Origin of the sequence: Marinobacter salarius (assembly GCF_032922745.1) — a bacterium.
Lineage (GTDB): Bacteria > Pseudomonadota > Gammaproteobacteria > Pseudomonadales > Oleiphilaceae > Marinobacter.
The window spans coordinates 1,906,571-1,930,106 of sequence record NZ_CP136693.1 but is presented as its reverse complement, the minus strand read 5'-3'; the positions used below and the strand labels follow the sequence as shown (position 1 = coordinate 1,930,106).

Annotated in this window: 27 protein-coding genes; 8 read left to right on the top strand and 19 right to left on the bottom strand. The window is 55.8% G+C overall.

What is annotated here, in order from left to right; genetic code table 11:
* Positions 1-106 precede the first annotated feature (106 nt).
* Positions 107-889, bottom strand: a complete 783-nt coding sequence (locus R1T46_RS08915) for a helix-turn-helix transcriptional regulator (RefSeq protein WP_317308035.1) — start codon at positions 887-889, stop codon at positions 107-109.
* Between the two features lie 151 nt (positions 890-1,040).
* Here R1T46_RS08915 and R1T46_RS08910 point away from each other — a divergent pair, with 151 nt between their 5' ends.
* Positions 1,041-1,448 carry a hypothetical protein gene (locus R1T46_RS08910; protein WP_007152725.1) on the top strand — a complete coding sequence of 136 codons (408 nt, stop codon included), beginning with the start codon at positions 1,041-1,043 and terminating at the stop codon, positions 1,446-1,448.
* A gap of 46 nt (positions 1,449-1,494) precedes the next feature.
* Here the strand turns inward: R1T46_RS08910 and R1T46_RS08905 are convergent, their stop codons facing one another.
* From R1T46_RS08905 to R1T46_RS08850, 12 genes are all read right to left on the bottom strand, one after another.
* The gene (locus R1T46_RS08905) at positions 1,495-1,980 is read right to left on the bottom strand and encodes a hypothetical protein (protein ID WP_317308034.1); all 486 of its coding nucleotides are present in this window, start codon (positions 1,978-1,980) and stop codon (positions 1,495-1,497) included.
* An 8-nt stretch (positions 1,981-1,988) separates the two neighbouring features.
* Positions 1,989-2,369, bottom strand: coding sequence for a DUF6152 family protein (locus R1T46_RS08900; RefSeq protein WP_007152727.1), 381 nt, complete (start codon positions 2,367-2,369; stop codon positions 1,989-1,991).
* A gap of 51 nt (positions 2,370-2,420) precedes the next feature.
* Positions 2,421-3,353 carry a DUF4124 domain-containing protein gene (locus R1T46_RS08895; protein ID WP_075196958.1) on the bottom strand — a complete coding sequence of 311 codons (933 nt, stop codon included), beginning with the start codon at positions 3,351-3,353 and terminating at the stop codon, positions 2,421-2,423.
* A gap of 45 nt (positions 3,354-3,398) precedes the next feature.
* The gene (locus R1T46_RS08890) at positions 3,399-3,554 is read right to left on the bottom strand and encodes a hypothetical protein (protein WP_007152729.1); all 156 of its coding nucleotides are present in this window, start codon (positions 3,552-3,554) and stop codon (positions 3,399-3,401) included.
* An 84-nt stretch (positions 3,555-3,638) separates the two neighbouring features.
* Positions 3,639-4,178: a DoxX family protein gene (locus R1T46_RS08885; protein WP_317308033.1), complete on the bottom strand. Its 540-nt coding sequence runs from the start codon at positions 4,176-4,178 to the stop codon at positions 3,639-3,641.
* Positions 4,162-4,947: a DUF2063 domain-containing protein gene (locus R1T46_RS08880; protein WP_286811894.1), complete on the bottom strand. Its 786-nt coding sequence runs from the start codon at positions 4,945-4,947 to the stop codon at positions 4,162-4,164. Before R1T46_RS08880 ends, R1T46_RS08885 begins: the two co-directional genes overlap by 17 nt.
* Positions 4,940-5,779: a DUF692 domain-containing protein gene (locus R1T46_RS08875; protein ID WP_007152732.1), complete on the bottom strand. Its 840-nt coding sequence runs from the start codon at positions 5,777-5,779 to the stop codon at positions 4,940-4,942. Before R1T46_RS08875 ends, R1T46_RS08880 begins: the two co-directional genes overlap by 8 nt.
* Positions 5,780-5,781: 2 nt before the next feature.
* A complete protein-coding gene (locus R1T46_RS08870) occupies positions 5,782-6,117 on the bottom strand; it encodes a DUF2282 domain-containing protein (protein WP_288351947.1) in 336 nt (111 codons plus the stop codon).
* Positions 6,118-6,175: 58 nt separating this feature from the next.
* Positions 6,176-6,979, bottom strand: a complete 804-nt coding sequence (locus R1T46_RS08865; protein ID WP_317308032.1) for a DNA-binding domain-containing protein — start codon at positions 6,977-6,979, stop codon at positions 6,176-6,178.
* Entirely contained in the window at positions 6,976-7,872 is an 897-nt protein-coding gene (locus R1T46_RS08860) for a DUF692 domain-containing protein (RefSeq protein ID WP_213480126.1), read from the bottom strand. The genes R1T46_RS08865 and R1T46_RS08860 overlap by 4 nt, the downstream gene beginning before the upstream one ends.
* 74 nt (positions 7,873-7,946) lie before the next feature.
* The gene (locus tag R1T46_RS08855) at positions 7,947-8,231 is read right to left on the bottom strand and encodes a hypothetical protein (RefSeq protein ID WP_040474347.1); all 285 of its coding nucleotides are present in this window, start codon (positions 8,229-8,231) and stop codon (positions 7,947-7,949) included.
* 182 nt (positions 8,232-8,413) lie between these two features.
* The gene (locus tag R1T46_RS08850; protein ID WP_213480127.1) at positions 8,414-9,562 is read right to left on the bottom strand and encodes a mechanosensitive ion channel family protein; all 1,149 of its coding nucleotides are present in this window, start codon (positions 9,560-9,562) and stop codon (positions 8,414-8,416) included.
* Positions 9,563-9,783: 221 nt separating this feature from the next.
* Here R1T46_RS08850 and R1T46_RS08845 point away from each other — a divergent pair, with 221 nt between their 5' ends.
* Positions 9,784-11,775: a hypothetical protein gene (locus tag R1T46_RS08845; protein WP_317308031.1), complete on the top strand. Its 1,992-nt coding sequence runs from the start codon at positions 9,784-9,786 to the stop codon at positions 11,773-11,775.
* 124 nt (positions 11,776-11,899) lie between these two features.
* On the opposite strand, the gene R1T46_RS08840 is transcribed toward R1T46_RS08845, so the two are convergent.
* Positions 11,900-12,379 carry a peptidylprolyl isomerase gene (locus tag R1T46_RS08840; protein ID WP_317308030.1) on the bottom strand — a complete coding sequence of 160 codons (480 nt, stop codon included), beginning with the start codon at positions 12,377-12,379 and terminating at the stop codon, positions 11,900-11,902.
* A gap of 61 nt (positions 12,380-12,440) precedes the next feature.
* Positions 12,441-14,171 (bottom strand): winged helix-turn-helix domain-containing protein, encoded by a 1,731-nt coding sequence (locus R1T46_RS08835; protein ID WP_317308029.1) that lies wholly within the window; start codon positions 14,169-14,171, stop codon positions 12,441-12,443.
* A 284-nt stretch (positions 14,172-14,455) separates the two neighbouring features.
* Here R1T46_RS08835 and R1T46_RS08830 point away from each other — a divergent pair, with 284 nt between their 5' ends.
* Complete coding sequence (locus R1T46_RS08830) at positions 14,456-14,887, top strand: hypothetical protein (RefSeq protein ID WP_305936619.1); 432 nt, start codon at positions 14,456-14,458, stop codon at positions 14,885-14,887.
* Positions 14,888-15,062: 175 nt separating this feature from the next.
* Here R1T46_RS08830 and R1T46_RS08825 read toward each other — a convergent pair whose 3' ends face one another.
* Positions 15,063-16,841: a DEAD/DEAH box helicase gene (locus tag R1T46_RS08825; RefSeq protein ID WP_317308028.1), complete on the bottom strand. Its 1,779-nt coding sequence runs from the start codon at positions 16,839-16,841 to the stop codon at positions 15,063-15,065.
* Between the two features lie 176 nt (positions 16,842-17,017).
* On the opposite strand from R1T46_RS08825, the gene R1T46_RS08820 reads away from it, so the two are divergent.
* Both R1T46_RS08820 and R1T46_RS08815 read left to right on the top strand, forming a co-directional pair.
* Positions 17,018-17,857: a hypothetical protein gene (locus R1T46_RS08820; RefSeq protein ID WP_317308027.1), complete on the top strand. Its 840-nt coding sequence runs from the start codon at positions 17,018-17,020 to the stop codon at positions 17,855-17,857.
* 106 nt (positions 17,858-17,963) lie between these two features.
* Complete coding sequence (locus tag R1T46_RS08815) at positions 17,964-19,064, top strand: mandelate racemase/muconate lactonizing enzyme family protein (protein ID WP_317308026.1); 1,101 nt, start codon at positions 17,964-17,966, stop codon at positions 19,062-19,064.
* A gap of 240 nt (positions 19,065-19,304) precedes the next feature.
* Here R1T46_RS08815 and R1T46_RS08810 read toward each other — a convergent pair whose 3' ends face one another.
* Positions 19,305-19,955 carry a cold shock and DUF1294 domain-containing protein gene (locus R1T46_RS08810; protein WP_317308025.1) on the bottom strand — a complete coding sequence of 217 codons (651 nt, stop codon included), beginning with the start codon at positions 19,953-19,955 and terminating at the stop codon, positions 19,305-19,307.
* A 314-nt stretch (positions 19,956-20,269) separates the two neighbouring features.
* Here R1T46_RS08810 and R1T46_RS08805 point away from each other — a divergent pair, with 314 nt between their 5' ends.
* The 3 genes from R1T46_RS08805 (at position 20,270) to R1T46_RS08795 (ending at position 21,409) form a co-directional block, all read left to right on the top strand.
* A complete protein-coding gene (locus R1T46_RS08805) occupies positions 20,270-20,593 on the top strand; it encodes a type II toxin-antitoxin system RelE/ParE family toxin (protein ID WP_317308024.1) in 324 nt (107 codons plus the stop codon).
* Positions 20,590-20,880: a helix-turn-helix transcriptional regulator gene (locus R1T46_RS08800; protein ID WP_317308023.1), complete on the top strand. Its 291-nt coding sequence runs from the start codon at positions 20,590-20,592 to the stop codon at positions 20,878-20,880. Before R1T46_RS08805 ends, R1T46_RS08800 begins: the two co-directional genes overlap by 4 nt.
* Positions 20,881-20,956: 76 nt before the next feature.
* Complete coding sequence (locus R1T46_RS08795; RefSeq protein ID WP_317308284.1) at positions 20,957-21,409, top strand: DUF3010 family protein; 453 nt, start codon at positions 20,957-20,959, stop codon at positions 21,407-21,409.
* 37 nt (positions 21,410-21,446) lie between these two features.
* On the opposite strand, the gene R1T46_RS08790 is transcribed toward R1T46_RS08795, so the two are convergent.
* Both R1T46_RS08790 and R1T46_RS08785 read right to left on the bottom strand, forming a co-directional pair.
* Positions 21,447-22,715, bottom strand: a complete 1,269-nt coding sequence (locus R1T46_RS08790) for a dicarboxylate/amino acid:cation symporter (RefSeq protein ID WP_317308022.1) — start codon at positions 22,713-22,715, stop codon at positions 21,447-21,449.
* A 446-nt stretch (positions 22,716-23,161) separates the two neighbouring features.
* The gene (locus tag R1T46_RS08785) at positions 23,162-23,407 is read right to left on the bottom strand and encodes a hypothetical protein (protein ID WP_317308021.1); all 246 of its coding nucleotides are present in this window, start codon (positions 23,405-23,407) and stop codon (positions 23,162-23,164) included.
* Between the last annotated feature and the right edge of the window lie 129 nt (positions 23,408-23,536).

Genomic DNA, 23,536 nt, shown 5'->3' with positions numbered 1-23,536 from the left:
GAAACACGTACCTTTCGGCCTTTGATGACCAGTTGATTCCCCATGACACGATCCAAACGCATCTACCTCGCCGGCCCGGAAGTCTTTTCCCCGGCAGCAGCCCGCTTCAGCTTTGCCAGAAAGCCTTGCTACGCTCATCCATTGGGAAAAAATGCTCGATCCGCAAGTTCTGTGCGGTGACATCCAAAGGCGTGCCTATCGTTGCAATGGTCGAAAAGATTCTAAGCTGCTGATCTCCCAGGTTCAGGGTAAAAGGAATCGCCGGGTAGTCGAGATGTTCCACCACGTGGCTTTTCCAGTTCTGCGGAACGCCGGGCAGAGTCAAGGCATGCTCCAGCAATCGGTTGGGCTGGTCCCGGAAGGGGCCGGCTAGATGCTCATGGTAGACCCGCTGCAGCATGTGGCATGCGATGTTTTCCCAATCTCCCACAAAGGGTTTCATGCTCTCGTTGTCCAACAGCGATAGCAGAAAGTTCGGCCTTGCGGGAAAGTGAGCGCCCAGTTCCACCATTCTTACCATCATCGCCTGCATGGCTGTGTTAGCCATCACCAGATAGTACTCGTGATCAAAGACAACCGCCGGGTACGGCAGGTGCGCCTTCAAGAGGTGATCAAGCGCTTCTTTGATCATCGCCATGCCTGGCGCGTTCAAATCCTGATCGCTGTATACCTGGCTGTAACCCGCCGCAGACAGCAGGCGGTTGGTCGCCGCCAGATCCGTCTGTAGCATCTGCGCCAAATGCAGAACCATGCCCTTACTGGGCTGGCTTCGGCCCGTTTCCAGAAAGCTGATGTGCTTCGCCGATACTTCGCATTCCAGGGCGAAATCCATCTGGCTCAACCGTTTACCCTGCCGCATTTCTCTAAAAAGCGTACCGAAGGCGCTCATGGTAGTTCCTGTGAATATTCGAGTGTTCAGCGATTATCTTCCTCAAGGGTGTGCTGCACCATTACCTCACAGGTAATTGTGCCCATCACCGCCCAGGTAGATGCTTTGTAGCGTAGTCCAACACATTGTGAAACCCGATTGAGGTGATCCTATGAAAAACTTCGTCCGTCAATTCAGCGTAAAACAGATCGTCCTGAGCGATGTTTTCCTCTCCACGCCACTGGCATTGGCACTGATCCTGGCCGCAGAGCCGATCGCCCAGTTAGCGGGAGGGCCCGGCGCAACCTTCTATCTGGTGGTGGGCATAGTGATGTTGCTCTGGTGCGTGGATATGGCTGCTATGGCCATGAACGCACGGTGGCTGGAGAAATACTTCAACCTGATGATGGTTGTGGATGTCAGCTGGGCCCTGCTGTCTTTCGCCCTGATGCTGTGGTTTGCGGAGAGCCTGCAGGCGTTGGGCTGGGTGCTGTTCGCAGTGAACATTCTTGTTCCACTGGACATGGCGTGGATGAAACGGGTTGCTGGCAGTAAACCTCTTGAACCTGCATTCAGCTAGCCTTCGAAACACCGGGTAGCGGCAACTCCTGTCGCTACCCGCCTGCTCAGAAGTAGCCCAATAGCCTGCCAAGAGTCAGCGCACTCATCCAGAACACCAGAGACATCAAGGCACCTGCCCTCAAGGGCAAAGGCATGGAAGCACTCATTGGGAGGCTCCGTATATCCCGGCGCTTTAACACCCGAGCAAGTAGCAACGCGTTCGACAATCCCAACAGGACAACCACCATCTTGACCCGGAACAACATCGACCCGGCGTAGTCCACCGCCGCTGTGGCGAATAGAAGCGAGCCACAGACCACCGCTAACCCCAAACCAAGCGCGGAGGTGACTCGAAGCACATCGACAAACACCATCACAGGGTAGCGGCGCCAGAGCCCCAGCAAACGCAGATCCAGCGGCACAATTCCACCAATCAGCAGGGCAACACCAAGAATATGCCCGGCGTTGATCAGCGGGTATGCGAGGGTGGAATTGCGCAGCGCCGATACAAAGGCCAGGTTTTCAACAAAGACCAGCGCCGGCTCAATCATTTCCAGGCTCAGGAATCACGGCCAGGATACAAGTCGTAGTTCGTCCCATCGATGACAATCCGCTCGGCCTTGACCAACCGTTCGCCCTCTTTGGCGGAACGGTGACCGTGCACGGTCATTTCCCGGCCGACGCTCAAAATCTCTTTACTGAGCCCGACACGGTCGTTACGCCAGGGTTGGCCGACTTCCACAACCCATGCCTCGCCATCAACGTCTATCGTGACCTCGCCATGGGGATTACCAAGGCGCATCGACTGAATGGTACCGGTGATTTCAAATTCCTCGTCCGTGGCCCAGGCCCAACCGTGATGAGCATGAGCGGCAGAGGCAGCGAGAACAGCAACAAGAAACGCAAAACCGAGCAGGTGGGTAAAACGAACGTGAGGCATAGTGAGTCCTCTCATTGCGGGTTTTCAAAGATGAAGAGCAACGACCGACGGTTAAAACCGGATGATGTCGTTACCCTGTTCGTGCAGCCAACGCCGCCAGTCCAAATCCAACATACTGACTCCGCCGATGTAATTATCATCCACCAGGTAGTATGCGAGAGTGCGGTCACCCCGGTTGAAGTTGTGCATCAGCCGCACCACGAAGTTGCGGCGGGTCGGTTTGGAGAGCAGGAAACTCAGGAATTGACCGGACTGAGCCCTCAAACTCCCATGCCCCGACAGCTCTGAATGGCGCCACTTATAACTGGATAATTTCAGAAACTGTGAAATGCCCGTTAAACGGCCCTGTTCACGGGCCTGGGCAACCACCCAACTGTTTTCCTGATGACGTTCAAAGTACAGGCCCGATTCATCACGTTCCAGCATTTCCATCTGCTCGGCAAGCCCCTCATTCAACCAGAGCGGCGCATAAGGAACGATGGTATCGACAACCGCGTGGCTCACCTCATGCTTGATCGTTTCAAAGGTGCGGCTTCTGTTTTCCTGCACATAGACGACTATCTGGTGTTCGGAAGGTATATACAGGCCGTATGAAGCAACCGCCAGACCTTTATTCCTGCGAACAAGGTAATTCCGGTATTCAGCCTTATCCTTGAACATCAATATATTGACCGGAACCGTCCTGTACATATCAAAGGACATCACACGGTCAAAGAACTCGTAGACGTTGTTCACACCATCAACAATCTGCTGATTTTCCTCTTCACTCAGCTCCACATCGACGGCTTTAATCTTGATATCAAAACGCGACCATTTCGACGCGCCAGGCTTCACGTTGACAACTTCCTGCTCAACGCGATGGTCTTCCCGATCGCTGAAATGAATCTTCCCGTCTTCATCCACCCATTTATAAATCTTTGCATGACCAGAGACTGCAAAGATCATAGAGAGTAGAAAAACAAGGACTGGGTTTACGACTTTCATTAACGCTTTAATCCCTGCGCTTCAGAACCAGATCTGCCCCGGTGACTATTTCACGCTAATCTGCTTCGGGCCCGCTGAGGTTTCTTGGCCACTCTTACCCTTACCTACGTACTCAACGGCCCCACCAGCCTTTAAAAAAGCTGCCGTCTGCTCTTCAATGGTGGCAGAGGTTAATGTCACTTTCTCGGGCTTCTTGCTCATGGTGTTCTCCACGTTAACTGTTGGCTTATCCAACAACTAAACACCCATGATATATGAAATAGGAAAAAAGTGTTTGGATGCACTTCAGCGCCGGTAACGTGCCGCGATGAAGTGGTCCATTGAACACCAACCCGGCCCGTAAGCCATCAGATAAAGCAGCACCGCCGCCCATACCCCGTGCGTTGGCCAGGCACCGGGATAGACGAATATCTGGATGGTAAGCGTCATCACCAGCAGGGCCATCGCCGAGAATCGGGTGGCCAGCCCCAACAAGAGCAGAATCGGAAACAGATGCTCGGCGAACGCCGCCATCAAGGCCGCCATCAAGGCCGCCAGCTCGGGGGCGATCAATGGCAGACTGTACTCCTCCTTGAACAGAAAGAGCGCGCTGTCCGACAGCCGTGGCAGCCCCAGGCTGAACTCGCCGGAGACAATATCGATGGCCAGCCCTTCAATTTTGGTCTGGCCTGATTTCCAGAACACGCCGGCAATCGAAAAGCGGGCGATCATAGCGATCAGAGTGTCCGGAATGCGTCCGAAAAGAGTGTTTGCCTGCTTGATCAGGCCTGTCAGGACACCCGTGCCGGTTGAGGTTTGAGCATCGGTTTCAGTCGAGTTGTCCATGTTCATCTCCGGGGTAAAGGGAGGTAATGATCTGCCAGCGCAGCAAAAGGGTCAGAGCTGCAACAAGATCAAAACCGGGCTCGCATGCCTTGGCGTCCTGTTCAGCCTGCGACAACGTTTCCTTCTGTATCAGTCGATCCATAAAAACGCCGGTGGCCTCTGCGATATCGATGCACTGGACTTCCAGCCCGGAACGCAGCACCAATACGGATTCTGGTTGCAGGGGCTCGACACGGGCCAATTCAGGGGTTGCCTGCTGGTGCGCGGCCCATAGCGAAAGCACGGCGAACCGTGATTGCAGCACCGCCACCGAGGGATGGATATCCATGCGAAGCCCGGGTAGCCGATGGGGAGCAGACAGCACTCCGGTTATGTCCTCCGTGCCAAGCGGCTCAACATCGGCAGAATGGAATGCGTCGAGTCGTAGTCTTTCGAGCCGGGCCACGTCGGCCAGATAGGGTACTGATGATGCCGGGCTAAAGGTGTCGATAAAGGCCGGAAATTCGCGCCCGTAGAAGGTCAGGATTTGCGAACGCGGTGGTTGCGCCACCACAAACACCCTGGCCATGGCGCGGAAGAAGGCTTCGCCAACCAGTTGTTGGCACACAGGAAACGTGGCAGCGAGTGCATCAATCAGTGATACCACGATGTTGTTGCGATACACCGCAAAGCGCTGGTTCGGATCGGAACCGTTCCACGCCCGTAACCCGTCCGGGCAGGGTTGCGCCGGATCAAGCAATGCGCTAGCGAATACTGTCTGCTCACTCACGTTGGCCTCCTGCTTCAACAAGGTACGAGTCGGCGAGATTGACCTCGGCCAGCAAAACGTCAAATGGCGGAATGTCGTTATCGCGTTCGATCAGCGTGGCAGTCGGCCCCATTTGCTCAAGTACTTCGGTATAGAGTGCCCACACGTCTTGCGCAACGGGTGCGCTATGGCTGTCTATAAGCAGCGGGTCGCCGTTGGCATCGGCCTGGGAGGCAAAACCACCAAGGTGAATCTGCTCCGCCCGGTCAAGCGGTAATGCACGGATATAAGCCCCGGGCTCGCGGTGATGGTTGATGCACGAAACATAGGCGTTGTTGACGTCGAGCAGCAGGCCACAGCCCGTGCGGCGTATTACTTCGCTGATGAAGTCGGTCTCCGACAGGGTCGAGGTCGAGAACTCCAGATAGGTCGCCGGGTTCTCCAGCAACATGCGGCAACCCAGGTGCGTCTGCACCTGATCGATGTGGTCACACACACGGTTCAGGGTGGTGGCCGTGTATGGCAGCGGCAACAGATCATTGAGAAAGAAGTCACCATGACTCGACCAGGCCAGGTGCTCAGAAAAAACCTGCGGCGCATAACGGTCAATCAGCACCGCCAGCGCATCAAGATGTGTTTTGTCCAGGGGAGCGTCGGCTCCGATCGAGAGCCCTACCCCATGCAATGACAACGGGTAGTGCTCACGAATTTTCCCCAGATAATGGTGCATAGGGCCACCCGGAACCATGTAGTTCTCGGCATGAACCTCAAAGAAACCAATGTCTGGGCCCGATTCCAGAATGTTCCGAAAGTGCTCTGGTTTCAGGCCCAGGCCTGCCCGTGAGGGCAGCATTGCTACTTCTCCTCGAAGGCTTCGAGTTGTCCGAAGCCTGTGGGTGAAGTCGGGGATGCGGTCTCCTCGCAAGTGCCTTTCGGAACCAGCGTCCAGGCATTCCCTTGATAATCGATAGTGGACGTGCCCGCACAGGTAGTGCCCGGCCCGGCGGCGCAGTCGTTCTTACCGGCGAGCGAAACTCCATAGCACTTTTCCATGCCCTCCGCGTGGGCAACGCCCGGAACGGCAGCGATGGAGATCGCAGAACCCAGGGCGAGTGCCATGGCAGCAGCGGTCATGGTGCGGGTGGTGTTGGTTTCGGTGATCTCGGACTGTGAGATTTTGGATTTGGACATGTCAGACTCCTGAATTTTACGGTCGGCCAAAGCACGCCAATAAGGGTTACGGTGTCACTCAAACAGGCCCCGGCTTGACCTCCGACAACAGCCCATCCGCCAGCCAACGCGCCAGCCAGGTGCCAATCGACGCGTCGATACTGGTATTCGGATAGCCTTCTGCGAGTTGCTCACACACTTGTGCAAAACCAAGCCCCTCAAGCAGGCCCTTAAGTGCGGCATACTCATCCGACTCAAGTGTGCGAAAGTAGCTTCGCTGGTCGCTGCGCCAGAACAGGTGCCCTACCGGCTCGTTCAGCTTTTCGGCGACGGGCGGCGTCTGTTTCTGATCCAGCGCATGCCAGATTTCCAGTGCGTTCCACTCGAACTGAGCGAGCGAAACGGACGGGTGGAAGACGAATCCCAGCGATGCCCACTGCGCCTCGCCGACATTTGCCAATTGCTCACCGGTGAGAATGGCGGCATTCGGTGCATCGAAGGCGCTGTGGAGCCTCCAGTCCATGGTTGCCAGCTCGGCGATTTCCGGATCGGCAGACAAAGCGTGCTGCAGAAAGCGTGGGAAGTTGCTGCCATGGTCGCCCAGATTCGGCGAATGCGATGGATTCGTCTCGGTGTAGCGTGTGCAAATTGCGTCGAATGCGTCGTCACCGAGATAGGCCCAAGTTTGCTCAAAAGCAGACTGGAGCGCCTCGTTCATCCGCGAGCGATAGCCAGAATGGTAGATATGCAGGCGCCGCTTACTCTGGTCAGAAGCACCGCCCGTCAGCTCGGAAAGAATGTCGTCCGAAACACCATCGCCCAAAACATAGTTTTGCAGTCCCGCTTGCAGATCGGCTAACGAACGAGGGGCGTAATCAGTCATGCGTATGCCTCCTCTCGATCCCACACAGGGGTGTGACGAGCTGCCACGGCCCTCACCCGGTCGAGTTCCACGATCAGGTCCTCCAGCGGCGGAATTGAATCGTCGCGCTCGATCATCGTGCTGACCGGCCCGAAGCGACGGCATGCATAGGCGTAGAGATCAAACACTTCGTCGGGTACCGGCGCATCGTGGGTATCGATGATGACGTCACCCAGGTTTGAGTGCCCGGCCACATGAATCTGCTGGATGCGGTGCGCTGGTACGCCGTCGATGAAGTCACGCGGGTCGAAGCCGTGGTTCATACCGCTTACGTAGATGTTGTTTACATCAAGTAGCAGCAGGCAGTCGGCTTCCTCCGCAAGGGCGGTCAGAAACGCCCACTCGCTCATCTCTGAACTGGCGTAATCGATATAGCTTGAAACGTTTTCCAGCACCAGACGGCGCCCAAGCGTTTCCTGCACCTCGCGAACGCGCGCGGCAACGTGTCGCAAGGCTTCTTCGGTATAAGGTAAGGGAAAAAGATCGTGCAGGTTCGTGCCGTGCACACCGGTCCAACATAAGTGATCAGAAACCCACATCGGTTGGATACGGTCCGCAAGCGCTTTCAGGCGCTGCAGATAGCCATGGTCTAAGGGAGATACAGAACCAATCGACATCGACACACCATGCATCGCGATTGGGTAGTCGGCGCGAATCCTGTCGAGCATCGCAAGCGGTTTTCCGCCCTGGACCATGTAATTTTCGGAGATGACCTCGAGCCAATCCAGCGCCTGCGGCTGGGCAAGAAAGCTGTTGTAATGACGCGGGCGCAAACCCAGCCCAAAACCCTGGAACGGCTCACGGAGACTGTTCTTCAGCCCATTCGGTTTGGCTTTGGCAGAGTGATTCATCATCCGTTAAATCTCCCGTTGAAAACCCGGGGCGCGCCGGAACGCGCCTCCGGACAAACACATTTGATCTGGCCTACTCAGCCCAGATCGCCAATCACACCACCTTCCGACAGGCATTCGCTTGCTGACATCCCCTTGAAGCCTTGGGCCTTGCACGCGTTCTGTCCTTTACAGGCATTTTCGGTGGTTTTGCAGTCGGCCGTTCCCTTACAGGAGTTCACCCCGTAGCAATGCACTTTATCGCTGCCAGAGACCGCCGCACCGCTGGAGCCGGCAGGTGGTTCAGCGGCATAGGCCAATCCTGAAGTCGCGAAGGCGGCGGCGAGAGCTGCAATGCGGGCACCGTTTAGCATCGTGTTCATATCTGTTTCCTTTTCATCTATGAGTTCGGAGCGGCAGGTAACCATTCAGCATGTGTTTCCCGCCTGAATAAATAGTGCGCTGCATGGGCCGACCAGATCATCACGGAATGGTCACGAGAGTGTCACCATTGTCATAACAGGGTTCACGTCACCCGGCGTGGGAGAGAGGAGGGGGCAAGGAGTTATCCGTTAGCTTCCCGCTTGCTGTAGAGGGGCTCCAGAACCGGCTTGAGCCCTTTTGCATCATCTATAAACAGTTGCAAATGAGGGAAAGGAATCTCAATGCCGGCGGCATCCAGCGCTTCTTTCATCTGTTCCAGAACATCAGCCATGATTCTGGGCTGCACATCCAGATTATCGGGAGTAATCCACACCTTGGCTTCAAGGTTCACTGAAGAATCGCCCAGGCTTTTAAGCAGAACACGGGGCTCCATACCAGCACCCTGTAAAACTTCAGGGTGCGTCAGCAGAACCGGCATCAGCACATCCCTCGCGGCCTTCGCGGATTCTTTGTAAGCAATGCCCACCGGGATATTCAGGCGGGTGACCCCTTCTGCGCTGTAATTGATGATGTCGGATGACGCCACACTGTCGTTTGGAATCATCGCGAAGATATTATCCCGGGTGCGCAGCCAGGTGGTGCGCAAGGCAATCTTGACCACTTTGCCGTCTTGCCCGTTGATGGTCACCCAATCACCAATGCGGAACGGCCTCTCAATCAGCAGGGTGATACCGGCAATGAAATTGGAGAGGGTTGATTGCGCCGCAAAGCCAACGGCGATACCGACGATCCCCAACCCCGCCACAATCGAAACCACATCGAAACCGAACTGGGCGAGCACCGTCACCACAGCCAGCGCTGAGACGACCACCGAAAACAGGTTCTCGACCAGCTGACGAATCGAAGGATCCATTTTGTAGCGCACCATGCTGTCCTTGATCAGGCGTGCCAGAACCAGCCAGGCCACATAGAAACCGAGGGCCATAAAGCCCGCCCTCGCCATCGCCTTGAGAACCTCAGGAGACGTCCCGAACTGTGCAAGAATGAAGACCAGCGCCCCTAACCCAGCCAGATAGCGCAGAGTGCTTCGCACTTGGAGGAACAGAGGTGTTTTGGCCCGCTGCTTGCCCAAGACCAGCCGGATAGCACCGGTCACCACCAGATAGATCCCGAAAAACACCCCAAGATAGATTACAGAGACCAACAACTGGCCAAGCATCTGTACGACAAGCGCGCCCCAGTCCAAATCCTCACCTGACACGGCCAGGAAGGCATCGCCAATATATCGCTGGAGCTGTTCAACCAGCTCGGTACCAAAGGATTCAGCCATCAGGTGTCTGCTCTTCTTTTGTTGGGGGGGTGGGCGTCACTTTATCGGATCTCTTGCTCATAATGATATGTAGGTTAACGTCAGCCTGTTTACCAATCATCAGCCATTGATCCTATCCGAAATGGTGGACCAACAGGTTCCTGGCTTCAGCCAACCGGTGGGCGCGGATGTTTTCGACAGTCCAGGTTGACACAGTCCGAGGTTGGCTCAAGGATGGTTGTATGGCCAGACAAAAAAAAGAAACCGAAAACCAGAACAGCCGCGCGCCAACGGAACTTGTAAATGCATTTGACGATGCCGTTAGCCGCCTTGCTGCAATCAACGCGATCGAGGGCGTTTCGCCCGTATTCGAAGTAATTGATGCGGCAAGGCCCCTGATGCTCAGCCCCGAAGGGCTGGACGCAATCTACGAACGCGTTCCGGCCATTGAATCCGCCGGGTTCTTTGGTGGCAGCGATTGGGACTACCCCCAGACACTGGTGCCTTCCCTGGCTGCGCGTACGGTCCGCCACGGGGAGCCCACCGCAACACTGGTCGAATGCCTGAGTCAGGTTCGCCTGTTGGCGGTCACCAAAGGCGACTACGTCCACGCTTCTATCTCGGCGGAACATGCCCATAATTTCCTCGCCCAGGTGATGGCGATGAACCTGGACCTGGTGGTCAGTGATGACCTGCAGGAGAGCGACCGGCTGCGGCCCGATCAGCTCGGCCATGCCGTGCAGAACCTGTATCACTACCTGCTCCAGCATCTGGGATATGAAAACCTGCTTGAGCACCTGGTGGCCGAAGTCTGGCGTATTCTGGAGCAGCGCCCGGTGCAGGTTGAGGGCGTCAAGCACATGGTGACCCAGATTGCCGTCTGCCTGGAAAAACCCGACGCCCTGGGCGGAGAAGTCGGCGACGACGCCCTGCAACTGATCAACGCCGTATTCAGCCCCACTGAAGGTTGCCGTGAAGACCCCGGTTTTGAAGTCTATTCCGAACGACTGGCGGACATGGACGATGCCGCCCTGATGCAGGAAGCCATCGCCTTTGCCCAGGCCATGCACAACACCGGCCTGGTGTCGGCCTACATGCCGGTGTTCATACGCTACCTGCGCGGGCGCTGGAACGCCCTGATCCCCACAGCCCTCGGGTTGAGCTACACCGGTGCCGATGCATTCCACTGCTACCCTGCACTGATTCACCGCCTGATCGACGACGCCGTGTTTCCGGAAACCAGTCAATGCACTTACGGCCTGGCCATGATGCTGGAGCGGGGCATTCTCTACTCGCCACCGGTAGCGCCATCCCTGTGGCGCCAGATACGCATGACGCTCTGCGACGCCGCAGCCGAGAAGATCGCGACGGTCTTCGGCAGCAGCCGTTCCCCCGAATGTTTTTTGCTTGCCGACGTACTCAACGTGCTGGGGCGGCCACTGGGCGTGGGCCAGGGCAACTACCCGACCTGCCAGTCCACCCGCGCCCTGTCCATGTGGGCGTACAACATGCCGGCAGAACTGCTGCGCATCCTTGCCTGGGCAGCGCGGGACGATGAAATCGTTATGCGCTTCGAAGGCAACAGCATTTCTTCGAAAGAGCTTGGCACCGGACTGGCCACCGAACCGCCCGTGGATGTCGATGCCGTATCCCTGCTGACCGTGCCGCATCTGGACCGCATCTATTTTGAAATGGGGCGGCGCAGTATTGGCCGCGGAGAGGATCCCCATAAATGGGTCAACGCCGAATTTCACGGCGACCACGTCGGCCACGGATTTCGCATTGCCGTAGACGTTTTTACCGGCGGCCTGAAAGACTTCGAAGGATTTATCCGGGATTTCTACGCCGCCTATCACCCGTTCTATAACGGCAACATTCCCGTGATCAATCCACAGCCGGCCGGTATCGCGGTGACCGACAGCGCCACGCGCTTTCTCGGCTGGCACGCCATCACCATCCAACGGCTCGCCATGGATCCAGACAAGACCATGCGCGTCTACTTTTTCAACCCCAACAACGATAGCGGGCAGAACTGGGGCCAGGGCGTCATCACCTCCACCCATGGCCACGGTGAACTCTTCGGCGAAGCCTCCTTACCGGTAGCCGAGTTCGTCTCCCGACTGTACGTGTTCCACTATGACCCGATAGAAAAAGGCGAGCCGGGCGACATCCCTGCCGATGAAGTCAACCGGGCCATGGACCTGGCCCGTGGCTGTTGGGCTTCGGGGCGGTAGTAAAAGCGACGTGCTGAACTTTTAAGACACGCAGCCACAGCTGTCGTGCCGAGATCAAGTCGAGCCGGCCCCGGTGCCTAATCGCCCCCCCTCGAACCGAAGTCGGAACAAGGCCTCCAATCCTTCAGTGATGCCCACCCGGCCCATGCGCATGGCCGTGCGCTATCTCTTCCGCATCGGCGGCGCGTACTTCGATCACTTCGATATCGAAAGTCAGGGTTTTACCGGCCATCGGATGGTTGGTGTCGACATCGGCAAACTTGAGGCCGACCTTGGCAACGACCACATGGCGCGGGCCCTGCTCGGTTTGCACTTGGGCGATCATGCCCCGCTTCCAGCGTTTGGCACCCATCAAATGCTTGACCGGCACGCGCTGCACGGCATCGGCCTTGCGCGGGCCGTAGGCTTTTTCCGGAGTGACGGTAACGCTGAACGTATCGCCGGCCTCGCGACCTTCCAGAGCTTCTTCCAGACCCTGGATAACGCCGCCATGGCCATGCAGATACGCGTTCGGCTGACCGCCACGGGAATTTTCAACTTCGTTGCCCTCTTCATCACGGACACTGTAGTGAAACAGGACGACCTGATTCTTTTCGATTGGCATAGGGTTCTCTGCAAAGACAAATGGTAGGCCATTATAGCCGGCAGCGGCGCTGACTGCAGGCTTAGTTCACCGGCATCCCCGCTTTGCGCAGTGCTTCCAGCCAAACCCTGCGATTTTCCGGGTGATTGTGCCCACCTTCAAACCTTTTTCTCATTGAAGCGATCGACAGCTGGGGAGCAATTATCCGTGCACTTTGCACCTCCACCATCGCCTCATTTTTGCGCCCCATAAACGCAAAATTCGCGGCGCGAATCAAATGATAGAACTTACGCCAGGTATCGTTGGTAAGTGTCCCGGCCATCCTGTCAGCCGCAGCCAGAGAGCCTGCATAATCGCCGAGATGAAATAGGATGTGAGCGTGATAGAAGAACATCATTTCCAGCCGTGGATCAAGGGGGCTTAGGCGGATGGCCTCCTCGATCTCGGTAAGTGCCCGCTTATGATAACGAAACCAGTCTAGAGTATGGGCCAGTTCAAGCCGTATGCCGGCATCGTTGGGATTAAGCTGCTTTGCCCTTCCCAAGTGGCCGAGCGCGCGGGTTTCATCGCCAGTGAGCCTGAAAACGTAACCCAACGCCGCAAAGCCAGCCGGGGCCTTACCATCCAGGCGAATGGCCGCACGACCGTTTTCGATCGCTTTCGCCAACGTCAGCTCAGGGTTCGTAGTCCACCCATGGAAAAACTGAATGCCCCTAGCCTTTGCAATCAATGCTCGGGGTGCCGCGAATTCTGGGTCCCGCCGGATCGCAAGGCCAGCCAGACGAATAGCCTCTTCTTGGTTTTCTTCAATAACAATTGCCTGCAAAGCCTTTGCTTGAAGATAGAGGTCCCAGGCGCGCAGGCTACTGGTGGGTATACGCCTGCTTTCTTCGGCCTTCGCCGTGACAATTTCGGGGGCCAGACGCCCGGCAACGGCGCGACTAATTTCATCTTGGAGGGCAAAGATATTGACCAGCTCTCGATCAAACCGTTCCGACCAGACAGTTGCACCGGTTCGAGCATCAATAAGTTCGGCATTGATCCGCACGCGATTGTCCGTCCGTCGAACACTGCCCCGCACAATATAGGCCACCTCCAGCTCACGCCCGATCTTATCCACATCCACGTCTCCCGCAGCATAGCGAAAGGTGGAGTTCGGTGAGATCACAAAGAGTTCCCGATTTAGGGAGATGCTTGTGATCAGATCCTCAACCAGACCATCAACAAAATAAACCTGGTCAGGATCGTCGCTCAGATTGACAAATTTAAGCACGGCGATGGATGGTTTTCCTGACAGTGCCAGTGTGGCGTCATCATTAGGTTCAGTCCAGGCCCACCAAGCGAATCCGCCAGTCAAAAACAGCAGCAATAAAACGGCAGCACCGATTGCCCGACGATTCTGTATTCCGTCTGCTCGAGATGTGCCTGCACGCCCACTGGCTGGCCCATTTTTGGCCGCCTCACGCTGGCCACTCTCGTTAACCGGGCCAACAAAACGGAATCCACGTTTAGGATAGGTTTTGATGTAATACTGACTGCCGCTGGTATCACCCAGGGCACGCCGTACAGAACGAATACACGTGTTGAGTGCCGCGTCGGAAATGACCCGGCCCTGCCAGATCGTTTCGATCAGCTCGCCCTTGGAGACAACCCGGTGACGATGCTCCACAAGGTAGCAAAGCAACAACAAGACCTGAGGTTCAACGTGCAACTTCTCGCCCTTGCGCGAGAGGCCATCACGATTGCGATCCAGTAGATAATCGCCAAACCTGTAGACTGTATCAGGCGAATCCTGCCTCTCCTGCCCTGCCATGCGCCTATCCCCTGTTTAATGACACTACGACCGTCCTGTTGAGAGATCCATACTCAAATTTACACCCATGGCAACTTTGCCCCTAGTAAAACCTCGACCTCTCTCAAGCTATTGGAAACGCAAATAATCCGCAGACTTATTCAGATATTCCTCAGATATTCCTCAAGCGCCACCTTCTTCTCCCAGGAATAATGCAGGCTGTAGCCCGTTCCATCCAAACGACGTGGCAATTACCAGACAGAGCGGGATGGCGCTCCCCAAACAATTAAAGAAGGAAACCAACCATGACAAACCTAAAGACGAAGGCAGCCCTGCTGTGCGCCGCGATGCTGACTGATCTTCTATTGACCGGTCACGCACTGGCAGACTCAGAGCAACGGACAGCCATCGAGAGTGGAGCAGTTCAACTGAGTTCGGAGGAAATCGAAGCGCTGGTGGTGGGCAACACAGTGAGGGCCAAAGCCGGCGAAAAGATTTTCAACTTCTTTTACGGCACGGATAACGTGATCTCGGGCGAGCTGGTCGGCGGCAACTGGTCCGGTACGGGCTATTACGGCGTCACCGACCAGGATTCGGTTTGCTTATCTATGGCTCAAGATAAAGGACGCCTGAGATGCATGACCATCATGAAGCAGAACGGCGCCTTTCGGAAATACAGCGCCACAGGAAAACTGACATTTGAGTTGCTCGAAGTCCGCACCGGCAATCAGCTTTGACAACTCATATAAGGGAAAAGGGGCTTCCGCGTCATAGGCGCAATGGTCAAGATCTGGCATGAAGGGACTCGTCAGATCCTGCTCGGGGCATCTAACGCTCGCTGTAACCGGCGCGGGAGTTCAGCAGATTCATGTAGAGATCATGGATCACGAACAGGGAAAGAAGAACCTGTCCTCAGGTCTCATTCGCCTTCCGATAACTACCCTGATAATCGAAAACGCGTTCCTGCACTTGCCAATAGTGCTTCTGCTTGCGGGCGATGACAAAATCCGGCGCTGGCAACAAGGCCTGACTCTCAAGCACCTCATTCGCCTTGTTGAATGTTTTCGGCGCTCGGCCATTCGCGAAACGCCGCCCGAACAGTTTGTTAAAGACGGTGCACTGCGCTGGCTTGCTGAAATCAAACGACTCGCTGAGCTCTTCCCCATCCTCGCCGTGGTAGGTCATCCTCAGTTTACTCTCGTTAACGCTCAACGTGACCCCGGCGCAACGGATCACCATGGCATCCTTGAGTTTCAGCGCGTCTCTCAGTTGATCATCCGGGTCGATGATGGCTTTCTGGCATTGGTGACAGTTGCGGGCTGCAATATCATTCTCGCCACCGCAGTGGGGGCACTCCTTGAAGCGAAAGCGGTAATCGCACTGTTGAGGGCGCCCGTTCTGCGCGGCAGGTTCCTCCCCGTCCGCAGTCTCCAGAAGCCCCTGACAACGGCGCCCGTAGTGCTCGATCACACGGCCTTCACTGTCTGTTTTGCCCCAGAAGATATTGGCAAAGCCACAGCCCGGGCAAAATACCTGCACCGGCTCACTGTCCGGGTTCGGTTGCGGCTCGCCCACCTCCGGGTGATGCAGATTCACGTGGTTGCCCGCGTAATCAATCACCAGGCAATCCGGCTTGCCCTCATCCAGGCGAAGGCCGCGGCCCACGATCTGCTGATACAGGCTGACCGACTGGGTAGGACGAAGAATCGCGATAACGTCCACATGGGGTGCATCAAAGCCCGTGGTGAGCACGGATACGTTCACCAAGTACTTCAACTGCCGCTGTTTGAATCGTTGAATCAGCATGTCCCGATCTTTCTGATCGGTCGCGCCAGTTACCAAAGCGGTCTCATATTCAGGAAGATAACCGGTGATCTCCCTCGCATGCTCCACCGTGGCCGCAAAGATCATCACTCCCTGGCGCTCAGCGGCCAGTTCCATCACCTGCTCAATGATCGCGCGGGTCACACGCTTGTGTTTGCTCAGCAGCTGGTTGACGTCCTTCTCGGCATACTCGCCAAAGCGGTCCCGAGCCAGCGCGGAGAAATCGTATTGCGCCACTGCCGCATTCACCAACTCGGGCCGGGTGAGATACCCTCGATTGATCATATAGCTCAACGGCAGTTCGTAAATGCAGTGCTGAAAGGGTTTGTCCTGATCCTCTCCAGAGCCGCGAACAAAGCCCCGGTAGTGATAGCGATAGATCCAGCCCATGGCCAGACGGTAGGGCGTAGCGGTCAGCCCGAGCACTTTGAGGGCGTCATTCTGTTGCCGTAGCAACTCGATGATCCGTTGATACTGACTGGTTTCATCACCACTGACCCGATGGCACTCATCGATGATGACCAACGAGTATTCATCCCGGAACTGATCCAGATTCGCCGATACCGACTGCACACTGGCAAACGTCACCTGATGGTGGCTTTCCTTACGCTTCAGCCCAGCGGAGAAGATGCCGCCTGCCAACCCATAACTCTGGTATTTGGCGTGATTCTGCTCCACAAGCTCTTTGACGTGGGTCAGCACCAGAATTTTACGCTTGGCTAGACGGGCCAGCTCGGCAATGACCAGGCTTTTGCCGGCGCCGGTTGGCAGCACGATGACCGCAGACTCATCGGATCTGCGGAAATGATTCAGCGTGGCGTCGACCGCTTCCTGCTGGTAAGGCCGGAGCTTGAAGGGAACGTTCATTTTGTGGGGCTTAATCGTTTTCAGGATGGGACAGGAAGCCATACTAGCAAAGACTGCAGCGCTATAAACCAGGCTCCTTGCCGTTAAGCCGCATGGATTCGTTGCGCTTCCGCCCACCTAAGCGTCGATAAAATATACATATTTAGTATTAACTGACGGGGTTAGGAGCAGCATGTATGTTTAGGCAAACTACAAAAACAGATATCGTCCTCGCAACAACCTTCATATGCGCACTTCCTGTGGTGGCACTAGCAACACCCGTATCAGACCTCGATAACCAACCATGGGAAAGAACCCTCGTGGCGGCTGATGGAACGGCGGAAATTGTAGACCTGACTGGACAAGGCGGTAACCTGGAGAACAATGCGCCCCTGAACTCGGGGGCGGTAAAACTTCAGACCGGGCCGACAAATGCGTCACGCGCTGAAATTCAGCTTCGTCCTGACGGCGGTTTTGGCACTGTTAATGATCTTTCTGGTGCGAACGCCTCCTTCAGTTATTCGATGTACAAGGGCAGTACCGGTGCTGTTGAACCCGCCCCTTCGTTAAAAATGCAGTTTTTAAATGCGTCTCCAACCCAAGATGAGGGTGGTTATACCCAGTTGATCTTCGAGCCCTACTGGAACCAGCCTGGAGCCGAAGGCTCAAGCTCTGCAGTGCCGAACGGTGAGTGGATTAACTACTCCGTCAGTTTTAACAGCGGCCTGCTATGGAGCACCGGTGGTTTTGGCGCAACCAACAGCGCTGGTGGTCCGCCACTACGTACCCTGGGTGATTGGCTTACGGAGCTGAATACAGATTTTGGCGAAGCTAATCTGTTCGGTATCAGTCTAGGCTTGGGCTCGTTCACTCCCGACCAAACTGGCTATATCGACAATGTCTCCGTCAATGCCGGAAACTACCAGAAGACCTTTAATTTCGGGGGCGCTGCCGAAGTGCCCACGCCGGCATCGTTGCCATTGCTTCTGATTGGCCTGCTTGGGATCGCCGCACGGAAGTTACGTCGCTGTTCCTGAATGAGTCGCCGAATCTAACGAAAGCGCCAGCATTCCGCTGGCGCCGCTATCTATTCGTACACCGGTGAACTAACGTTGTCGTATACGGTTCCGGGCGGAGTTGCTTATGCGAATCGAGCGAATGGCAGTCTACACGGCGAATCTGGAATACACCGGGAAAGCCTATGCCTTTGCTGGCGGCCGCTCCCATCAGGTCTTCGAAACAACGGTTGTTGCCCTCTCAACAGACACGGGACTGGAGGGCTATGGTGAGGTGTGCCCCTGCGGCCCCAACTACATGGCGGCTTTTGCCGAGGGCCTTCCTTCCTGCCTGTCAGTGTTGGCACCTGAGGTACTCGGCCAGGACCCACGGCAAGTGTCGGTAATTCAGGAACGAATGAGTCAGGCGCTCACCGGCCAGGCTGTCGCCAAGGCGGCCATCGATATTGCCTGCTGGGATCTCCTGGGCAAGGCGTGCGGGCTTCCTGTTTATACGCTGCTTGGCGGTCTTCAATCACCGTCCATGCCCCTGCATCGAATTGTCCCACTGGCCGAACCCGCAGAAATGGAAGAGTCGCTTCGCCGTTATCGCGCCGAGGGTTTTCGGCACATCCAGATCAAACTGGGCCATGAGGTGGACGAAGACATCGACCTGATTCGCAGGCTCAGAAAACTCAAACAACCGGATGAACTCTGGGTGGGCGATATCAATGGCGCCTGGCGGCGCGATCAGGCACTGCGATTTTCAAAGGCCATTGAGGATGTGGATATCTACCTTGAGCAACCCTGCCGCAGTTACGACGAGTGCCTGTCGGTCAGGCGGCGTGCCAAGCATGTGATCAAACTGGATGAAGCGTTCAACACCTTGAGCGAGGTTCAGCGTGGACTCAGAGACGATGCTATGGACGCGATTGCCTTGAAAGTCAGCAAGTTCGGTGGGCTAACGCCCTCCCGGATCATTCGGGATGTGTGTGCCGACGCCGGCATCCCCATGACCATTGAAGACGCCTGGGGCAGTGGCATCGCGACGGCTGCCTATGCGCACCTCGCCGCCAGCACCTCCCCCAGAGCCTTGCTGAACACCACCGACTTGCACAACTACAACACAGTGCAGCTTGCCACAGGCGCCCCGGAAGCGGCGGACGGCCGAATGTGGCTCAGTGACCGGCCCGGCCTCGGCGTTGTACCAGACTTTGCCTTACTGTCCTTGCGGGATGTCTACGAATAGACTGGGGCCGTCACGCCCTACCCATCAAAAGCCATAACGACAAGCCGGCAACCACAGAAAGAAGCACGGCCACATGAACAGCCAGGTTCTTCCGGGCCGTTGGGGCGGGCTTTCTGGCGAAACGAAAGTATTCGTCACCAAACAGCCCAACGCCGCAGCCCTCACAGTAGTTTTTTGAGTAGGAAAGCCTCAGTTCTGACGGCTCAAATTTTTTCCGACAGCTGTAGCAACTCGGCTTAATCATTTCGGGCTCCAGACAAGCGGCCGCAAAGACTTCGACAAATCAAAGCCCAATTGTTGCCGCCAACTCATCGCCTCCGGAGCCAACAGCAGCCACCCCAGAGCACCCAGATTGGCCAGCACCGCCAGCCAGAAAACAAACTGATAACTGCCCTTTCGCGTCTTATGCCGAAAAACCTGCTGGGCCAACAGCGCACCGGGCCAACCGCAGCAAAGCTCGAACAAGTGTAGCGTTTTCTCCGCGATGCGCTGGCCACCCCGCTGTGCCGCCCGCTTATCGATCCAGTACATCACAAACAACACCAGACTCACTCCACCGTAGGCAGCCAGGATCGAGACCGGCAGATAACCTCGATGGAACAAGACAGCCAGCGTGGCAAACGACGCCATCACAACCGCCGCGGCCGCCCAGACTCCCGGCGCAATGCTGGCACCAACCTTTGCCGCTCCGGCGTACTGAAACTGCCCTGCCCTCAGCCGGCCCTGACCGTCCTTCGTGAGGCTGTAAGTCACCTTGCGATTGGAAGACGGCCGGCCACTGCCTGCGTAACTGCTGATATGGGCAAAGACCCGTTCACCGCCGCCTTCCGGCGTGATGAAGCCAAACCCCTTGGCATCATTCCAGGCGGTGAGTAATCCTTTCTGATTCAATCCACTTCCCCTTTCCGAACCCACACACAATAGTGATATCGTTGGCGAATAGTACTAACAGCATCCAGGGAAAGCAGTATGGCTAGCCGAGAAAGCTGGAGTAAGCCATAAATTGCAGCCACTGTCCCAGACTACATGCGAATGTTCACGCTGGAACTCGCCGGCCAAATATACAATAAAAGCGCCCAGCGGCAAGCCTTGCTCCAGCAACTGAACGAACGAGCAATTGCACCTAAATAGGCACACCCTCGCCAGCATATTTCCCACCCACCCATGTTGTCGTATATGATAACCTAAAATTGAAAGGAGCACCCATGGATTGGGAAATTGAACTCTACGGGAAAGTAGATCAAGAGCTGGCCCGGATGCCGACCAAGATTCAAGCACGAATGATCCGGTTGATGGAATTGATGACGAAACACGGAGCTAACCTTGGAGAGCCTCACACTAAGTCACTGGGTGATGAGCTTTTCGAGCTCCGAGCAAAGGCAAAAGAGGGAATTGGAAGAGGATTCTTCTGCTACATGCAGGGTAAACGAATCGTCATCCTGCATGTGTTTGTGAAGAAGGATCAGAAAATACCAAAGAAAGACCTGGAGCTCGCGAAAGAGCGTTTGAAGGAGGTCAAAAAGCGATGAACTTTAAAGAATTTAAGCAAAAGGCACTGGAAAACCCCGAAGTTCGCAAAGAGTATGATGCTCTTGAGGAAGAGTTTAGCCTGATTGATCAATTGATCACAATGAGGACGAAAGCAGGTCTTACACAGGAAGATGTCGCGAAGAAACTTGGGACAAACAAAAGCAACATTTCCAGACTTGAGCGTGGCAAAAGTAATCCTAGCTGGAGGACTCTCAATAAGTATGCTGCCGCCTGTGGCTATACGGTCAGGCTCGACGCTACTGAGAATGATCGTCCTTCGCCATAGAGAACCACATCGGACAAGTGCATGCTGGTAAAGTCATTCGTGGCTGATCACAACCGGAGCACAGAGGACAATGGCTATGATTGTATGCGGAGTTGAACTGACGGGCAGCGATGCGGTGGTGTGTTTGCTGAATATGGACAGAGGGCAGTTCAACCTGCCGGAGTGCAAGGTGCGCAAACTGTCACTGCCGAAAAATCATAGCCGTGAAGACCTGAAGCGGTTCCAGGCGGCCTTTGCGGAGTTAATGGCCGAGTACGGGGTCACCCGTGTCGCGATCAAAGAGCGGATGCCGAAAGGCAAGTTTGCCGGCGGTGCCATCAGCTTCAAATTGGAAGCGGCCATTCAACTGATCACCGATACTGAGTTAACCGTGACCTTGCTGCCCCCGGCAATGATCAAATCTACCCTGACATCCAACCCGCTGCCCATTGCGTTCGCCGACACGGGTTTGAAGGTGTTTCAGGAAACTGCCTTTATCACCGCCTATATCGCTCAGATGACCAGCATGAAAGGGGCCGCATCAATGTGAGTCAGCCGATACTCGGCTCCCGCTGACACGCTGCCCCCTAGGACAACTGTTCCTGCGGCACCGCCTGGCTTGAGCCTGCCTCTGCCGCCTCATATTTATCCTCAGAACGGGCAATCACCGAAGTGCACACCAGATCCCCGGTGACATTCATGGCCGTGGCCCCCATACCCACAAGGGCATCGATGGACACCAGCAGCGCTACGGTTTCAATGGGCAGGCCCACCTGGGCAAACACCGTAGCAATCATCACGATACCAGCGCCCGGCACACCGGCCGTACCGATGGAGGCCAGGGTGCCGATCAGAACGATCTCCAGCATAGTGACAAAGTCCAGGGGCACCCCTATCACATTGGCGGCAAAGGCGGCAGAAATGGCAATGCGGATGCCGGCCCCGTCCATATTGATGGTCGCGCCCAGCGGCAGGCTGAAGCCATAGATACTCTGGGGAACACCCAAACGCCGAGCCGCGTTCAAGGTTAAGGGCAGCGTTCCGGAGCTGCTCTGGGTGGCAAAGGCCGTGGCGACCGGAGCCCGGGCCTCACGAACAAAGTCCATAAGGTTAACGCCATTTAAACGCATAAGAACCCCGTAGACCACCAGCTGTACCGCCAGGGCGATGTACAACACCATGACCATATCCCCGAGGGCCAGTATCGTGTTCATGCCCTGCTCACCTGCAGTGCTGGCCACAATCGCAAACACACCAATCGGAACATACTGGAGCACCCCGGCCATCACCTTCATGGTGACCTCATTCAGGCCAGAAACCACGCCATACACCCGCTCAGCAACTTCGCCGTGAGCCTTTGACTCCCGCAGCTTCAACAGTGCAATACCAAAAACAATCGCGGTGAAGATAATCCCCAGCAGGTTCGGCTCGGCGAATGCCTCAACCATGTTGGTGGGAACAATGTTCAGAAGTACCTGGATAAAGCCCGGATTCTCCGGCACTTCGACACTTTCCGAAGACGTCAATTCCAGGCCGCTGCCAGGCGAGAAAGCAGACGCTACACCCAGCCCCACCGTGATCGCCAACGCCGAGGTCAGCACATAAAAGCCCAGCATCTTCCGGCCCACACGCCCCATACTGCCAAGATTGGCCTGATTGATTCCCACCATCAGAGTTAACAGGACAATCGGCACAACCAGGAACTTCAGCAACCGAAGCAGCAACTCCCCCAATGGATCCAGCCATTCGGCCACCGCGGGCCCGCCCACCAGTCCTACAACCAGACCAAGAACAAGCGCAATACCAATGCGCAGCACCAGCGAAGTATTCAGATAGGCATCAAGTACAGCTTTCATGGAGGCTCCCGTTATACCTTCGTCCGTTAGTGAGCAGGCATTCAAAAACGTAAGGGCAAGGATTCTGGTCAGTACCGGCTCGTTGGTAAACCGGTATTGCCACGTACTTTACTCACAGAAGCTGTGGATAAGTTTGTTAGGAACCTAGGGTTAAACTTCCATAAGCCTTGTGCCACAAGGCTTCGGGGAATCTGGTGCAATTATGGGCTATATGCGGGTGCTATATGGATATGAAGAATCCGTCTCAGCAGGGGTAGGAAAAATAGAGGGAGAAGCCGAGAAAATAGATTTGTCCCGGTTATATGCGATTTTCCGGTTTTCTCCGAGGGTATAGAGGACAATGGCTATGATTGCTTGCGGGGTCGGCCGGTGGTGCCATCCGCTTCAAGATGGAAGCTGCCAGATGGTCCACCACAGACTAACTCCGTTGCCGAGACGCCAACCACCTACAACGCAGCGTCCAGTTCATCGATCGCCTTTTTTAGCGCAATCACCGCCTCGGAATGTTTACCCTGATTGTGGAGCGATTCACCCCGTTCCCGGAGCTCTTTGACCTTGGCCTCAGCCTCAATGTCCAATTGCGCTGACTGCAGTTGGTGATCAATCTGTTTTATCAGCGTCGGGCATTGACTACCAAGCGCATTGCCCGCAAGAAAAACCGTGAATAACATAACCGCGAAATACCGCATCATAGTTCCTCCTTCTTAATACTCTCCCAAGAAGTATAGACAATCGGGATTCAACGGGCCGATCCCCCCATTAGCGAATACGGTTTGCTATACTGCCGGACAGCTGCCTACCCCGCCCGCCCAGTGAGTCGT

What these genes read in the sequence shown, in the direction of transcription:
- R1T46_RS08915 (WP_317308035.1), bottom strand. Translation starts at nt 889, where the DNA reads ATGAGCGCCTTCGGTACGCTTTTTAGAGAAATGCGGCAGGGTAAACGG.
- R1T46_RS08910 (WP_007152725.1), top strand. Translation starts at nt 1,041, where the DNA reads ATGAAAAACTTCGTCCGTCAATTCAGCGTAAAACAGATCGTCCTGAGC.
- R1T46_RS08905 (WP_317308034.1), bottom strand. Translation starts at nt 1,980, where the DNA reads ATGATTGAGCCGGCGCTGGTCTTTGTTGAAAACCTGGCCTTTGTATCG.
- R1T46_RS08900 (WP_007152727.1), bottom strand. Translation starts at nt 2,369, where the DNA reads ATGCCTCACGTTCGTTTTACCCACCTGCTCGGTTTTGCGTTTCTTGTT.
- R1T46_RS08895 (WP_075196958.1), bottom strand. Translation starts at nt 3,353, where the DNA reads ATGAAAGTCGTAAACCCAGTCCTTGTTTTTCTACTCTCTATGATCTTT.
- R1T46_RS08890 (WP_007152729.1), bottom strand. Translation starts at nt 3,554, where the DNA reads ATGAGCAAGAAGCCCGAGAAAGTGACATTAACCTCTGCCACCATTGAA.
- R1T46_RS08885 (WP_317308033.1), bottom strand. Translation starts at nt 4,178, where the DNA reads ATGGACAACTCGACTGAAACCGATGCTCAAACCTCAACCGGCACGGGT.
- R1T46_RS08875 (WP_007152732.1), bottom strand. Translation starts at nt 5,779, where the DNA reads ATGCTGCCCTCACGGGCAGGCCTGGGCCTGAAACCAGAGCACTTTCGG.
- R1T46_RS08870 (WP_288351947.1), bottom strand. Translation starts at nt 6,117, where the DNA reads ATGTCCAAATCCAAAATCTCACAGTCCGAGATCACCGAAACCAACACC.
- R1T46_RS08865 (WP_317308032.1), bottom strand. Translation starts at nt 6,979, where the DNA reads ATGACTGATTACGCCCCTCGTTCGTTAGCCGATCTGCAAGCGGGACTG.
- R1T46_RS08860 (WP_213480126.1), bottom strand. Translation starts at nt 7,872, where the DNA reads ATGATGAATCACTCTGCCAAAGCCAAACCGAATGGGCTGAAGAACAGT.
- R1T46_RS08855 (WP_040474347.1), bottom strand. Translation starts at nt 8,231, where the DNA reads ATGAACACGATGCTAAACGGTGCCCGCATTGCAGCTCTCGCCGCCGCC.
- R1T46_RS08850 (WP_213480127.1), bottom strand. Translation starts at nt 9,562, where the DNA reads ATGGCTGAATCCTTTGGTACCGAGCTGGTTGAACAGCTCCAGCGATAT.
- R1T46_RS08845 (WP_317308031.1), top strand. Translation starts at nt 9,784, where the DNA reads ATGGCCAGACAAAAAAAAGAAACCGAAAACCAGAACAGCCGCGCGCCA.
- R1T46_RS08840 (WP_317308030.1), bottom strand. Translation starts at nt 12,379, where the DNA reads ATGCCAATCGAAAAGAATCAGGTCGTCCTGTTTCACTACAGTGTCCGT.
- R1T46_RS08835 (WP_317308029.1), bottom strand. Translation starts at nt 14,171, where the DNA reads ATGGCAGGGCAGGAGAGGCAGGATTCGCCTGATACAGTCTACAGGTTT.
- R1T46_RS08830 (WP_305936619.1), top strand. Translation starts at nt 14,456, where the DNA reads ATGACAAACCTAAAGACGAAGGCAGCCCTGCTGTGCGCCGCGATGCTG.
- R1T46_RS08825 (WP_317308028.1), bottom strand. Translation starts at nt 16,841, where the DNA reads ATGAACGTTCCCTTCAAGCTCCGGCCTTACCAGCAGGAAGCGGTCGAC.
- R1T46_RS08820 (WP_317308027.1), top strand. Translation starts at nt 17,018, where the DNA reads ATGTTTAGGCAAACTACAAAAACAGATATCGTCCTCGCAACAACCTTC.
- R1T46_RS08815 (WP_317308026.1), top strand. Translation starts at nt 17,964, where the DNA reads ATGCGAATCGAGCGAATGGCAGTCTACACGGCGAATCTGGAATACACC.
- R1T46_RS08805 (WP_317308024.1), top strand. Translation starts at nt 20,270, where the DNA reads ATGGATTGGGAAATTGAACTCTACGGGAAAGTAGATCAAGAGCTGGCC.
- R1T46_RS08800 (WP_317308023.1), top strand. Translation starts at nt 20,590, where the DNA reads ATGAACTTTAAAGAATTTAAGCAAAAGGCACTGGAAAACCCCGAAGTT.
- R1T46_RS08795 (WP_317308284.1), top strand. Translation starts at nt 20,957, where the DNA reads ATGATTGTATGCGGAGTTGAACTGACGGGCAGCGATGCGGTGGTGTGT.
- R1T46_RS08790 (WP_317308022.1), bottom strand. Translation starts at nt 22,715, where the DNA reads ATGAAAGCTGTACTTGATGCCTATCTGAATACTTCGCTGGTGCTGCGC.
- R1T46_RS08785 (WP_317308021.1), bottom strand. Translation starts at nt 23,407, where the DNA reads ATGATGCGGTATTTCGCGGTTATGTTATTCACGGTTTTTCTTGCGGGC.